This is a genomic window from Chryseobacterium electrogenes, from assembly GCF_053553015.1.
The window spans coordinates 1,506,156-1,520,557 of sequence record NZ_JBNPPB010000002.1; the positions used below are offsets into that span (position 1 = coordinate 1,506,156).

General features: G+C 34.6%; 9 protein-coding genes. 1 reads left to right on the plus strand and 8 read right to left on the minus strand.

What is annotated here, in order from left to right:
* Positions 1-66: 66 nt before the first annotated feature.
* The 4 genes from priA to ACQQ6V_RS06960 form a co-directional block, all read right to left on the minus strand.
* Complete coding sequence (gene priA, locus ACQQ6V_RS06945; RefSeq protein WP_448844823.1) at positions 67-2,514, minus strand: replication restart helicase PriA; 2,448 nt, start codon at positions 2,512-2,514, stop codon at positions 67-69.
* 89 nt (positions 2,515-2,603) lie between these two features.
* Positions 2,604-3,266, minus strand: a complete 663-nt coding sequence (locus ACQQ6V_RS06950) for a copper homeostasis protein CutC (RefSeq protein WP_448844824.1) — start codon at positions 3,264-3,266, stop codon at positions 2,604-2,606.
* A 155-nt stretch (positions 3,267-3,421) separates the two neighbouring features.
* Entirely contained in the window at positions 3,422-4,441 is a 1,020-nt protein-coding gene (galE, locus tag ACQQ6V_RS06955; protein ID WP_448844825.1) for a UDP-glucose 4-epimerase GalE, read from the minus strand.
* A gap of 43 nt (positions 4,442-4,484) precedes the next feature.
* Positions 4,485-5,615 carry a DegT/DnrJ/EryC1/StrS family aminotransferase gene (locus ACQQ6V_RS06960; protein ID WP_448844826.1) on the minus strand — a complete coding sequence of 377 codons (1,131 nt, stop codon included), beginning with the start codon at positions 5,613-5,615 and terminating at the stop codon, positions 4,485-4,487.
* A 67-nt stretch (positions 5,616-5,682) separates the two neighbouring features.
* Here ACQQ6V_RS06960 and ACQQ6V_RS06965 point away from each other — a divergent pair, with 67 nt between their 5' ends.
* Positions 5,683-7,290, plus strand: coding sequence for a S8/S53 family peptidase (locus ACQQ6V_RS06965; protein WP_448844827.1), 1,608 nt, complete (start codon positions 5,683-5,685; stop codon positions 7,288-7,290).
* Between the two features lie 94 nt (positions 7,291-7,384).
* On the opposite strand, the gene ACQQ6V_RS06970 is transcribed toward ACQQ6V_RS06965, so the two are convergent.
* The 4 genes from ACQQ6V_RS06970 to ACQQ6V_RS06985 all read right to left on the minus strand — a co-directional run bounded on the left by ACQQ6V_RS06970 (position 7,385) and on the right by ACQQ6V_RS06985 (position 14,402).
* Positions 7,385-10,480, minus strand: a complete 3,096-nt coding sequence (locus tag ACQQ6V_RS06970) for an efflux RND transporter permease subunit (protein WP_448844828.1) — start codon at positions 10,478-10,480, stop codon at positions 7,385-7,387.
* Between the two features lie 16 nt (positions 10,481-10,496).
* A complete protein-coding gene (locus ACQQ6V_RS06975) occupies positions 10,497-11,621 on the minus strand; it encodes an efflux RND transporter periplasmic adaptor subunit (protein ID WP_448844829.1) in 1,125 nt (374 codons plus the stop codon).
* A complete protein-coding gene (locus tag ACQQ6V_RS06980) occupies positions 11,599-12,873 on the minus strand; it encodes a TolC family protein (RefSeq protein ID WP_448844830.1) in 1,275 nt (424 codons plus the stop codon). Before ACQQ6V_RS06980 ends, ACQQ6V_RS06975 begins: the two co-directional genes overlap by 23 nt.
* A gap of 176 nt (positions 12,874-13,049) precedes the next feature.
* Complete coding sequence (locus ACQQ6V_RS06985) at positions 13,050-14,402, minus strand: HAMP domain-containing sensor histidine kinase (RefSeq protein ID WP_448844831.1); 1,353 nt, start codon at positions 14,400-14,402, stop codon at positions 13,050-13,052.

The window sequence follows — 14,402 nt, forward strand, 5'->3', positions numbered from 1 at the left end:
TATAGATAATTGTTATCCGCAAAGGATTTAGCTGTTATAAAAGTGCACAAATTTTGTTAAAATCCGTTAAAAATCAACCAAAATATTGACTTTTATAGATTTGTAGGCTGCTATTTCTTCAAATTCTTCTAAAGATTTCTGGATTAAATCTTTATAAATCTTATAATTTTTATTTTTGGGAAGTTTCAACAATATTTGAAATTGATAGAGATTATTCAATCGAGAGATTGATGCACGCTCTGGTCCCAAAATACATTCTTCTGGTAAATATTTTCTAAGAATAGAACCTAAAAACTGAGATGCTCTGTCCACTTTTTCATCTTTACGATGCTTTAACTCAATTTGGATAAGCTTGGTGAAAGGTGGATACAAGAATTTTTTTCGTTCTTCCAAAAAGTATCTGTAAATACTAATGATGTCTTTATTCTTAATTAACTCGAAAACAGAATGTTGAGGATTATAAGTCTGGATAAAAACTTTACCTTCACCAGAAACGCGTCCTGCTCTACCAGAGACCTGCGTAATTAATTGAAAAGCCCTTTCTTCTGCCCGAAAATCCTGAACATACAACATAGAATCTGCCTTAGGAATCCCAACCAATTCTATATGATCAAAATCTAAACCTTTAGATATCATCTGTGTCCCAACAATAATATCCGTTTCTTGTTCTTCTATTTTCTCATACAATTTCTCGTAGGCAAATTTCTGACGCATGCTATCAACATCCATCCTATCAATTTCTGCTTCTGGAAAAATTTTAGAAATCTCCTCATGAATTTGTTCTACTCCAACACCTTTCTCATTAAGATTTTCTGAGTGACACTTAGGACAAGAGTGAGGTTTGCCTGCACGCTGTCCACAATAATGACATTTCATCTCATTAGAAAATTTATGATAAGTCATTACCACATCACAGTTGGTACAATAAGTAACATAGCCACAACTCTCGCACTCTATCACACTAGCATATCCGCGGCGGTTATGTAGAATAATGGACTGTTTGTCCTTTTCAATATTTTTCCGCAACTCATCAATCAACTGAAAAGAGAAATTACCTGATACTTTCTTAGAACTCTGAGCTTCTTTAAAATCTATCAACTCATAATCTGGCAACTTAACATTACCAAAACGCTCTGCTAAAAAAACATATCTTAATTTATCTTTTTTCGCAGCATAATAACTTTCTACAGAAGGCGTTGCAGAACCCAAAATTACTTTAGCTTTATAAAAATGAGCCAACATAAGTGCCGCATCTTTAGCATTGAAAAATGGTTGTACTTCTCTTGGTCTATAAGCAGAATCATGCTCTTCGTCCACAATGATTAATCCTATATTTTGATAAGGTAGAAATAATGCATTTCTTGTCCCTATTAAGATATTAACTTGATTATTTTTGACTTTTCTCCAGACCTCTACCCTTTCAAAATCGGTTAATTTCTGGTGATAAAATCCTAATTGAGCACCATATTTTTTCTCTAAACGTTGCGTAATTTGTTTAGTTAACGCAATTTCTGGAAGTAAGAACAGTACATTTTGACCAGCATTAATACATTCTTCTATCTTATCAAGATACAAGTGCGTTTTACCAGAAGATGTAACACCGTGCAAGAGTACATTTTTGTCTTCAGCAAAAGCAATATCAATTTCTTTTTTGGCAACGATTTGTGTTTCTGATAAAACTTCTAATTCTTCGGTTGTGCCTTCATAAGAATCTATTCTATCTTTTTGAACAAAATATTCTTCGACTAAATCCTTATCTAGTAAAGGCTTCAAGTGTGCATGAGCAAATAAACCATCATCAAAAAGTTCTGACTTTTTTATAAGAGTATCTGGATTATTAGTCTGCTTATCCAAGATACAAAGAAAAAGATCTTTCTGCTTGGGTGCACGATTTAGCATTGACAAAATCTCCGTTAATTGAGAATTTTGTAGTAGATCAGCATTAATTTTTATATAAGCAACTTCTTTAGCTTTATATTTTTCTGCAACTTTCTCGTCAATTTCTATGTATTGAAGATCAATTAATCCATTGATGGTTTTTATGATTTCTTTCTTCGGAATAAAAGCTTCTATATCCGTCAAATTAATAAGTTGTCTGACTTCTAAAGCCTGAATAAGATACATCTCATTAACATCCAAATTTTGAAAATCAATAACAGCATTGGGTTTTAATTTGAGATACGTTTCGCTTTCTAACTTAAGAGAAGAAGGAAATGCAAAACGATAAATATCTCCCAAATTACATAAATAATAACTAGCAAGCCATTTCCAAAAGCTAATTTGTTGCAGTGGCAAAATTGCAGACTCATCTAATATATTGATGATTTCTTTGGCTACAAATTGTTCTGGAGGCGTATCATGGAACTCAAAAATAATTCCGGTGTATATTTTTTTTCCACCAAAAGGCACCAAAACGCGCATCCCAATCTGGATTTTTTCTAATAAATCATCTGGTACTTTATAGGTAAAAGTCCCTTTGAGATGTAGCGGTAAAATAATCTGAGCGTACTGCAAGTAAATGAATTAATGTGTAAAATTAATTCTTTAATTCTCGCAGTCAAAATTTGAGATGACTTTTCTTTAGGAAGAATAATCTCTAAACTCTAAGAAATTATTTGTTTTAATTGTCTTAATTCTTCCATATCAATACTTTCTGAATCATCAGCAATACAAGCAGAATGTAAGTAGTTAAATTCTTTCTTAAGCTCTGATGCATTAGAAGATCGCACGCCACCACCAACTAAAATTGTGATTCTTCCGGCAGCTTTTTCTTGAAGTTTCTTTAATGTTACTATACCTTCCATCGCTGTCGGCTGTCCCCCAGAAGTTAATACAGTTTTGAAACCACAATCAATCACTTGTTCTAAAGCTTTTGCCTGGCTTTCTATTCTATCAAAAGCCCTATGGAACGTACATGGGACTGCTCCCGCCAGCTTAATTAAATCTAAATTTCTTTTATAATCAAAAGTGTGATCGTAATTTAAAATCCCAAAGACAAAACCATCAGCGCCCGCTTCTTTGAGCATCAACAGGTCAGATTTCATCTTTTCAAATTCTTTTGCATTGTAATTAAAATCTCCACCACGAGGTCTAATCATTACAAAAATTGGCACGGAAAACTGAGACTTCAATTTTTGTAACGTATCAATATGAGGTGTAATCCCACCTAATGAGTAATCCTCACAAAGTTCGATTCTATCAACTTTCTCTTGTGCCGCCATCATTGCGGAAGCTTCATTAAAACATGCGATTTCTAGTTTTGTCATAGCTAAAGTGGTATTTACAAATACAATAAATTAATTCTTGTAAAAAATGAAAAGTTTTAAGTATAATTTTTACTTAGAAAACTTTCTTTAAAAAACTAAAAAACTCCAACATCTAACAATTGGAGTTCTTATTCTTTTATATAATATAATACTTATTAACGGTCGTTACTTTGCAGGTATTGTTGCCAATCCCAAGTCGTCTTAAGAGCTTGCTCCAAAGTCGTCTCTGACTTCCAGTTAAGTTCTTTTTCGGCTTTATCAGCATTAGCATAAGCTACCGTAATATCACCTTCTCTCCTATCACATATCTGATAAGGTACTTCTACATTATTAGCAACTTCAAATGCTTTTACAACTTCTAAAACTGATGAACCTCTACCTGTACCTAGATTATAAACATCTATTAATGTTTCTTCTGTAGAATTAATCAGCTTTCTAAGCGCTGCCACATGGGCTTTTGCCAGATCTACAACATAGATATAATCTCTAACTGCAGTACCATCTTCGGTAGGATAATCGTTACCCCAAATGTTAAGTTTTTCTCTAATCTTAGCAGCGGTCTGTGTTACATAAGGCACTAGATTGTTAGGAACTCCAATAGGTAACTCTCCAATTATTGCCGATGGATGCGCACCAATTGGATTAAAATATCTCAATAGACTTATCTTCTTCTTATCAGCCACAGCAAAATCTTTCAGGATTTCCTCGCCCATTTGTTTGGTTTTCCCATAGACGCTTTCTGGCATTTTAAGTGGTGTATTTTCGTCAATCGGCATCTGATCTGCTTGACCATAAACGGTACAAGAAGAACTGAAAATAAAATTAGAAATATTTCTATTCTTAAACTCCTGAAGAATATTAATTAAAGTAAACAAGTTGTTTTCATAATAATCCAAAGGTTTTTCTTGACTTTCGCCAACAGCTTTATAAGCGGCAAAATTAATACAACCTTCGATGTTATGAGCCTCGAAAACCTGCGTCAATAATTCTTTTCTTCTAAGATCAAAAGGATAAAAAATAGGTTTCTTTCCTGTGATTTCTTCGATGTTATAAAGGATAAATTTTTCTGAATTAGAAAGGTCATCCACGATAATTACTTCAAAATTATTATTAAGAAGTTCTACCACCGTGTGTGATCCAATATATCCTAACCCTCCAGTTACGAGTATTGCCATAGTTGATTTCTAAAGTTAAATATTAGTTTTTTCAGATAAAGATTTATTGGGCGGACATAAACTCCAAAACAGCCTCCGTAATATAATTAAGTTGCTCCTCGTCTAATTCTGTATGCATTGGCAGAGAAATAACTTGATCTAGAAGTTTATCCGTATTAATAAAATCTGCATCATTACTTTCCTGATAATAAGCCTTTTGTTTTCTAAGAGCCACAGGATAATAAATCATCGCTGGGATATCTTTTTCTGTCAAAAACTTCTGAAGCTCATTACGTTTTCCATTAAGGATTCTTAGCGTATATTGATGATAAACATGCGTAGAATTGTCTGCTTTGGTTGGAGTCAAAATATCTGCATGGCTAGCAAAAGCTTCATTGTAAATACCTGCAGCCCACTCTCTTGCTTCGTTATAAGAATTAAGCAAAGGTAATTTCTGTCTCAATACTACCGCTTGGATACTATCTAATCTAGAGTTAACACCAACTTCTTCGTGATAATAACGCTCATACATACCATGATTAACAATACCTCTCAATCTGTGAGCAAGTGCATCATCATTGGTAAAAATAGCACCTCCATCACCATAACAACCTAGGTTTTTAGACGGGAAAAAAGATGTTGTACCAATTGTCCCCATTGTACCAGACTTTTTAACCGTTCCGTCTGAGAAAGTATAATCTGCACCAATAGCTTGTGCATTGTCTTCTATCACATAAAGATTATGTTCTTTAGCAATCTTCAGGATTTCTTCCATATTAGCACATTGCCCGAATAGGTGCACCGGAATAATCGCCTTAGTTTTTGGAGTGATTGCTTTTCTAATTTCTTCTGGCGAAATTGTAAACGTATCATAATCTACATCTACCAAAACAGATTTCAGTTTTAAAAGATGAATAACTTCTACGGTTGCAGCAAAGGTAAAATCTGCTGTAATCACCTCATCTCCTTCTTGTAAATCCAACGCCATTAATGCAATCTGAAGCGCATCAGTCCCATTACCACATGGTATAACATGCTTAGCACCAAGGTAGTCTTCTAGATCAGATTGAAAAAACTTTACTTCTGGTCCGTTTATAAATGCCGCAGAGTTCATGACATTAATCACTGCGTTATCCACTTCATTTTTTATTTTATAGTATTGACTTTGAAGGTCAACCATTTGAATTTTTTTCATATAGAAAAGTTTGATTTTGTAAATTTAAGCTTAATTTCGTTCTTATAAAAAGTACCAATCTAAAATTATGAAAAAAATATTTACTCCTCTGCTCCTTTGTAGTATAATTTCTATTTCTGCACAAAATACAGAACTGGTTTTCGTCTTCTTTAAAGACAAACCAAATAAGGCAGCATTCTATGCTAATCCTCAATCAGAATTATCTCAAAAAGCACTTGACCGAAGATCTGCAAAAAGCATTGCGCTTAATGATCAAGACGCTCCAATAGAAACAACTTACATTCAGAATGTTAAAAATCTAGGTTTTACCGTTAAAGATTATTCTAAATGGTTGAATGGCGTAGCTGTTAATGCCACAAAAACTCAAATTGAAACGCTTAAATCACAAAATTATGTTGCTTCTGTAGAATCTTTTGTAAAAAACTCCAATGGCGGGAAGCAAAGCTTAGAAAACAGGCCTAATAAATGGGACGACATTAACCCATCTCAGAAAGCCAATTTTAATTATGGATCCGCAAGCTCTCAGATAGATCAAGTTAATCTACGACCTTTACATGTTGCTGGTTATACTGGCAAAAATATTACTATTGCCGTTATAGATACTGGATATCCTAACGTTAATACAGGATCCGCCTTTAAGAGACTTCGTGATAATGGGCAGATAAAAGGCGGTTATAATTTTGTTTCAAAAAATGAGGATATCTACAATGTTAATCTTAACTCACATGGAGCCATTTGTCTTGGTGTAATTGGTGGCTATATTGAGAATCAATTTGTAGGTACTGCGCCAGATGCCGATTTTTATCTTTATGCTTCCGAAGACGGCGCTAAAGAAATCCCAGAAGAAGAGTTATATTGGATAGAAGCTGCCGAAGAAGCAGACCGAAAAGGCGTAGATCTCATCTCTACATCTTTGGGTTATACAACTTTTGATGACAGTCGTTACAATTATACTTATGCGGATATGGATGGCCAGACATCCTTTATTGCAAGAGGTGCTCAGATAGCAGTAGAAAAAGGAATATTTGTATCATTTGCTGCAGGTAACGAAGGCAATCTACCTTGGCACTATATTTCTACACCGGCAGACAATGCTAAAGTCTTTACAATTGGTGCTGTAGATGGATCAGGAAACAGCTCAACATTTACATCTTTCGGGCCTAATGCTGATAATGTTATAAAACCTGACGCCTCTGCTAAAGGAACTACTACAGCAACGGTTAATAATAACTCCCTTACTTTTGCTAATGGCACATCGCTAGCCAATCCCTTGGCCGCTGGTGGTATAGCATCATTAATGCAGGCTTTACCAAAAAGTATTAGTATTAATGACCTGAAATCAAAATTAACTTCCAAAGCGTCTCTTTATCCTAATTATAACTATCAAAAAGGTTATGGAATTTTAAATTTCGGAGCAGCTTACACATCCAGTTTGGGTACTCAAGATTATTCAAAGTCAAAGAATATCAGCGTCTATCCCAATCCTGCTAAAGATCTTGTTAATATTAAAATAGATGACACCATTACCTCTGTTGAGCTTTATGATCAATTAGGAAGATTAATAAAAACCGAAAAAACGTCAATAATTAATGTTTCGAAATTAACTAAAGGAACTTATTACCTAAAAGTAAAAACAGCATCAAAAGATTATATCGAAAAAATAATTAAAGACTAAATATTCTGTATATTTTCAGGTTAAAATTTATTTAAATAAAAAAAATAGCGCTCAATAACAATTGTCATTGAGCGCTACTACTATAAGAAACTAACTAACTTTTCTTTTCCTTCTTCTTATATGCATAGTAAAACACGTGTGGCAATACTGTGAATGATAAGAACATACATATAATTAATCCACCAACAATCATAATGGCTAATGGTTTTTGGATTTCTGATCCCATTCCGTTGGATAATGCCGCTGGCAATAATCCCATAGATCCCATTAATGCAATCATAACGACTGGTCTAATTCGGCTTTTTACACCTTCCGAAATCGCTTGTTTTAGAGGCATTCTGTTCAGTAAATTCTCTTTCATCACACCGATTAACACAATACCATCAATCGTTGCAACGCCAAAAAGAATGATAAATCCAATGCCTGCAGAAATTCCGAAAATCGTCCCCGTTGCCCAAAGAGAAATGAATCCTCCAATAAAAGCAAATGGCAAAGTAATCGCTGAGATCATTGTATCTTTAAAATTCCCAAAGTTGAAATACAACAACATCAAGATTAATAATAAAGAAATAGGAACCACGGTTGCGAGTTGCTTGGCGGCTCTTTCTTTACTTTCAAATTCTCCTGCCCAGACCATTTTGTGACCTTTGGATAACTTCACTTCTTTATCAACTTTAGCCTTAGCTTCTTCAATTGTGCTGCCAAGATCTCGACCATCAATATTAAAACCAACACCAATATATCGGCTATTCCCTTCACGATAAATGAAAGATGGCCCCGTGTGATAATCAATCGTTGCAATTTCTTTAAGCGGAACTTTCTTCCCGTCCTGAGCCGGAATTAAGATATTTCCGATTTTTTCTGGCGTGTCACGATAATCTTTCTGGTAACGTAAAACGACATCAAACATTCTTTCGTTTTCATAAAACTTAGTCGCTGCCTGACCACCAATGGTCATCTCTATAACCGCTTGTGCATCTGCTGTAGAAACGGCATATTTTGCCATTTTAGAATCATGAAGTTGAATTCTCAACTCTGGCAAACCAATATTCTTAAACACATTAACATCCGAAATCCCATTAACTCCTTTGATAGACGTTGCGACTTTATCCGCCATTTTTTCAAGCTCGAATAAATCATCCCCGAAAATCTTAATCACCAAAGGCGCTTTGACACCCGCCACATATTCTTCTACATTATCCTGAATGGGCTGACTGAATCCAAAGTTAATCCCTGGATAACGCTCCAGATCTTTTCGCATTTCGTCTAATAATTCGTCTTTTTTAATTTTAGTTTTCCATTCATTTTGAGGTTTAAGCTGAATATTAAATTCAATATTAAAAAATCCTGTTGGATCCGTCCCATCATTAGGTCTTCCCGTCTGCGTCATGACAAATTTGACCTCATCATATTTCAATAATATCGTTTTCATCTCTTTGGTTAATCTTACCGATTCGTCCAGATTAACGCTATTAGGTAAGGTTGCTCTCACATAGATTGCTCCTTCATTTAGCTTCGGTAAAAACTCGGATCCATAGTTACTAAAATGAAATCCGCAAGCACCTAAAATCACTAAAAATCCAATGATAAATTCTTTTTTGAATTTCTCACTAAAACTATAAAGTTTAAACAAATTGACTCTGAAAAATCTAGAAATGATATTTTCTTTTTCTTCGATATTTTTGTTCAATAATAATTTACACATAGCCGGCACGTAAGTCAAACTCAATATTAAAGAGCCTAACAATGCATATCCTAAAGTAAACGCCAATGGTGAAAACATCTTGCCTTCCACTTTTTGGAACGAGAAAATCGGCAGTAATGCAACAATCAAAATTAATAAGGCAAAGAAAATATAACTCGCCACACTTCCTGCACTTCTCTTAATGATGCCCAGCTTAGACATTTTATTAAAACGCGCCATGCCGACTTTGTGTGCTTTCTTTTCTAAGGCGACAAAAACCTGCTCAACGATGACCAAAGTTCCTTCTAAAAGTAACCCGAAATCTAGCGCGCCCATTGAAATCAAATTGGCTGGTAAGCCTTGGATTTTCAACATGATTATCGCGAATAAAAACGCCAAAGGAATCACAGATGCGACAATAAATGTCGTTCTCCAATTGTATAGAAATATAAAAACTATAATGGAAACCAAGATAATCCCTTCGACCAAGTTTTTAGAAACTGTGTTAACCGTCGTGTTGACCAATTCTGTACGATCAATCACTGGTTCTATCTTGACATCGGCTGGTAATTCTCCATCGTTAAGTTCTGCTATTCTGGTTTTAATTCTAGCAATAACATCACTTGGATTTTCGCCACGAAGCATAATCACAATACCTTCTACAACGTCATCTTCTTTGTTATAACCGACTTGTCCGAGTCTTGGTTTAGCAGAAATTTTAACCTCGGCAACGTGCTTTACCAAAATTGGCGTGGATCCTTTAACTTCAATCTGAATATTCTCGATATCTGCTTTACTTTCTAACAATCCAACGCCTCGCACTACATAAGCCTGATCGCCTTTGGACACGACATCGCCACCAACATTAATATTACTTCTGGAAACCGCCTCGTAAACATCCAATGGTGAAAGGTCATAATTATGAAGTTCGGTTGGGTTAATTTTAATCTCATAGGTTTTTTCTTCACCACCAAAACTAACAATATCTGCCACGCCAGGTACAGCCAACAACTCTCTCTCTATTACCCAATCCTGGATCGTGGTAACATCTTTTATAGGCATTTTACTTTTGATGATATATCTAAAAATCTCACCAGTCGCACCCGAAGGTGGTTCTATTTCGAAATCTGCACCTGTGGGAAGATCAACATTCCCCATCCTATTGGACGCATATTGCTGTGCATAAAAATCATCCACATGATCGTCAAAAATAACGGTAACTACAGACAATCCAAATAATGAAATAGATCTCACCGACGTCTTGTTGGGGATTGTATTCATTTCTTTGGAAATAGGAAGCGTAACAAATTTCTCTATTTCTTCTGCGCTACGTCCTGGCCATTGCGTGATGATTCTGGCTCTGGTATTGGTAACATCGGGAAAAGCCTCTATCGGCGTATGTATGTAGGAATATATCCCACCTAATAGTAATAATATCGTCCCAAAAATAACTATTAAAGAATTTTTGAGTGAAAACGATACAATGTTTTGTACAAACTTGTGCATGTTAACTTCTTTAAATTTAGTTAGACTGAGCTTTTAATGCGTCGTAGATTAACAAAGCATTGTTTGTGATAATACTTTCGCCAGGTTTTAGGTTACCTTCAACATAAGTATAATTAGAATTAGCAGAAATCTCCGTCACCAATCTTATCTCCATATCGCAATCTGCCTTATAAACAACCACATAATTCTGATTATTGTCAAATATCAAGGCTTTCACAGGAATTGCCAAAGCGCTTTTCTCACTGGTCTGAACCGGAAACATAATATCTGCTGACATGCCGGGTTTCAGTTTTTTGTCTTTATTGTCTAAGACAATTTTAGCTTTTAGAACTCTCTCGTTTTCATCAAAAACCTGCGAAATAGAATTAACTTTCCCAAAGAAATTTTCGCCAGGATATGCCAAAGTACTAACGACAGCCGTCTGATTAGCATAAACGTGACGCATATTAGTCGCATATACATTAGCCATTACCCAGACATTATCCAGATTAGAAATTACAAAAAGGTTATCGCCACCCGCGCTAACACTCATCCCTTGAGAGATATTTTTCTCAATGACATAACCGCTAGCCGGCGCTTTTACCTGAAGTTTATTTTTATGTGCAGAATATAACTGCATATTCTTTCCTGTTTTGGCAATGTTAGATTCTATGATAGCTACTTCTGACTGCACCTCAATCAAATCTTTTTGCGAGACAATCTCATCTTTATACATAGATCTAACAGCTTCTAGCTTTCTCTTTGCGACGACCAACTGCGCTCTTAGAGATTGTGTATCGTCCTGCATCTCGTTAAGAGACGTACTTTGTATCTCTACCAAAAGCTGACCTTTTTTAACATAATCTCCTAGAGAAAAATAAGTATTAGTCACCAATCCATCAACCATGCTGGCGTATTTTACGGTATTATCCGAGTTGGTTTCTATCTCGCCAGTTAAAGTGATACTTTCTTCAATCGGCATTAACTCAACTTTGGAGGTTTGTAATTCTTTTTTTAGTTTTTGATCAATACAGAATTTAGTATTACCATCAACATCTGCTTTTGTATCAGACTTACATCCCACTAATAAAACAGCTAGAAACCCTATGGTTGCTAAACTTTTTATATAACATTTGCTTTTATAAATCTTCTCCAATTGCATATTGTAAATTTTCTAAATATTGATTCAATTCTTTTTTGGTCTCTAAGAAATTAATTTTGTTGTTGATATAAGCATCCACAAAATCGAGGTACTCCAACATATTGAGATTTCTTTCTCGGAAGTTTTTCTCATAATTAACAAGAAGTCCATCTAGACTACTTTCAAAATCTGTGTCGAGATTCTGATACATTTTCTGAGAATGCTTGTAGTTTTTATAAGCGGTAACGATTTCGTTTTCGGATTTTAGAAGATTTCTTTTGGTCTCGATTTGTTTTTTCTCGATTTCTAATTTAGCATCTTGGATATTCCCTTTATTTCTGTCAAAAATCGGTAAATCGAACGCCACGCCTACACCAATAAAATCTCGCATAATATTACCGCCTCTATCATAATTCATGGAGAATGCAAGGTCTGGCGTTTTCATTGCGTTCTGAAGTTCTAGATTCTTTTTGGCAGAAGATTCAGCATTTCTAGATAACAAAATGTCTGGTCTATTTTGCTGTGCTTTGTTCATCCAGATTGGTAAATCCTGCTCTAGCAAATCTTTTTCTGGACGAGTCAACGGATCAGAAATTACAAGAAATTCTGAAGAAGGAATCATCAAGAATGCTTTAAGATTCTCCTGAAGATCTTCTATATCTTGGTCAACATCAACAATTTTCTTTGTAAAATCAACTTCCTGAGCTTTCAGTCGCATATATTCTGCTTTACTGATATTGGATTGTTGGTATTGATTTTTAAAAGCTTTGGTTAATTTCTGAATAGAAATAATCTGTTGCTGATACATTTTTTTCAGTTCTTGCTGAAATAAAAGCTCTGTCAAATCATTTCTCAATTCTTTCTTTAACTCTCGTAAGCTTTCTTGGAGTTCATACTTTTTAGCATCTACTTCAATTTTTTGAAGTTCAATATTTTTGCGTCTTTTACCAGCCGTTTGTATGACTTGATCTATCTGTGCTGCAATCTGCGAAGTTTGTCCCCAATTCCTGAAAAGTGGCGGCATTTCTTCTGCGCTAGAGTTTTTCCAAAGATTAACTTCACTGATGCTTAATGTTGGATTAGGCCATAGTTTAGCTTGTACAACTTGGGCCTCCGCTTGTGAAATTTCGATTTTTTGAGCTATTAAATCTAGGTTTTTTGCTATAAAAACCGTTTCTGCTTCTTCGCGACTAATCTTAATCGTGTCCATTGTCTGAGCAGAAAATTGCGTAAAAGCTAAAATCCCGAAAAGTGTAATATAGTATGATTTCAAGGTCTTATTATTTTAAGACCACAAAATTATTCGTTACATATTATAGCCAATTCCTAATAGGATTAAAATACAATTAAAGTAACCTTAAAATTAGATTAGAGAAATGATTTGAGGATTTGAGAATGTGAAGATGTGGTGATGTGAAGATTTGATGATTTTACACTTCAACGTTTTTGTTATTTAAAACTAAGTTTAACCTCAGTTCCTACGCCGACATCAGAAGTAATCTGCAAATGTATTGAATAATAGTCCAAAATATTCTTAGCTAATGATAATCCAATACCACTTCCCTTGATATTATCAACGTTTTTGCCACGATAGAATGTTGTTGTTATTTTGTCTAATTCTTCTTTGCTAATGCCAATTCCGTTGTCTTTAATGATAATTTCTAGAAAGGATTTTTCATCTGATAATATCAGTTCTATTGGTTTTTGTGCAGAATATTTTATGGCATTTTCTACCAAATTATAAATCGCCAAATGCAGTAATGTTTCGTTACCATTAAACTCTAAAAGTAAAGGATCTTGTACTTCCAAAGAAACTTTAATCATGGTTTTATTTTGCAAAGCTTTAGGCTGTAGATCTTCGTAGATATTCCAGATGACTTCATCCAACCTGAATTTAGAAAACGTATGCTCTTTATCACGTAACCCAGACATCATCAAGAGATTATTAAGAATAGATTCTATGTAAAAAACATCTTTTAGGCTTTGTTTAACAACTTGGTGATATTCTTCTGGCGATCTATCTTTTTGTGCAAAAACTTCAAGATTCCCTGATATGGAAGCCAACGGCGTTTTGAACTCATGAGAAACATAGTTAATGAAATTCTGTTGCACCAAAATATTCTCAGAAATACGTCCTAATAATTTGTTATAGGACTTAATTAGTTCGTCTATTTCATCATTGGTATTAGAAGAAGTTATTGCTCTAGAAATGGTATTATAATCAGCGCTATTAATTTGCTCTACAACGTTGGACAGCGGCTGATAAACAATTTTTGAAAGGTATCGGCTTAAGAAAAAAATAGTAATCAATCCTAAAATCAAAACCAAAAGAACAATGACTAATAATCTTAAAATCTGACTTTGGAATTCTTGTGCAGAAGCCTTTACAACGACAACAAAGTCTCCTTGATTATCCGGATAATAAATGCCGTAATAAAAATAATCTTCAGCCATAAACTGGACACTTTTATTTTTTCTTGCAAAATCCAAATAACCATGCGTAATCGCCTTGTCATTAACCAATTTCCCAAAAGCAACCGAGTCACTTTTGTTATATACAGCCACCATCTGGCTTTCTATCAGGCTTCGATATTGTTTTTTAACTTCAGTGTGTTTGTATTGCGGAAGCTCATCTTTTTCCAGATAATAGATCGCAGCAATGAGAGAAACGTTTTTAAGTTCTTTAAAGTAAGAATTTTTGGTACTATCATAATAGGCTAAAAAGACAATCAAAAACGTAATGATCGCCACAATCCCAAAAGACAAACTCGATATTAACGTAAATCGGTTTCTAAGCGTCAT

Bases quoted from the DNA above. Each gene is read 5' to 3' on its own strand.
- ACQQ6V_RS06985 (WP_448844831.1), bottom strand. From the start codon at position 14,402: ATGACGCTTAGAAACCGATTTACGTTAATATCGAGTTTGTCTTTTGGG.
- ACQQ6V_RS06970 (WP_448844828.1), bottom strand. From the start codon at position 10,480: ATGCACAAGTTTGTACAAAACATTGTATCGTTTTCACTCAAAAATTCT.
- ACQQ6V_RS06950 (WP_448844824.1), bottom strand. From the start codon at position 3,266: ATGACAAAACTAGAAATCGCATGTTTTAATGAAGCTTCCGCAATGATG.
- ACQQ6V_RS06975 (WP_448844829.1), bottom strand. From the start codon at position 11,621: ATGCAATTGGAGAAGATTTATAAAAGCAAATGTTATATAAAAAGTTTA.
- ACQQ6V_RS06965 (WP_448844827.1), top strand. From the start codon at position 5,683: ATGAAAAAAATATTTACTCCTCTGCTCCTTTGTAGTATAATTTCTATT.
- ACQQ6V_RS06960 (WP_448844826.1), bottom strand. From the start codon at position 5,615: ATGAAAAAAATTCAAATGGTTGACCTTCAAAGTCAATACTATAAAATA.
- galE (WP_448844825.1), bottom strand. From the start codon at position 4,441: ATGGCAATACTCGTAACTGGAGGGTTAGGATATATTGGATCACACACG.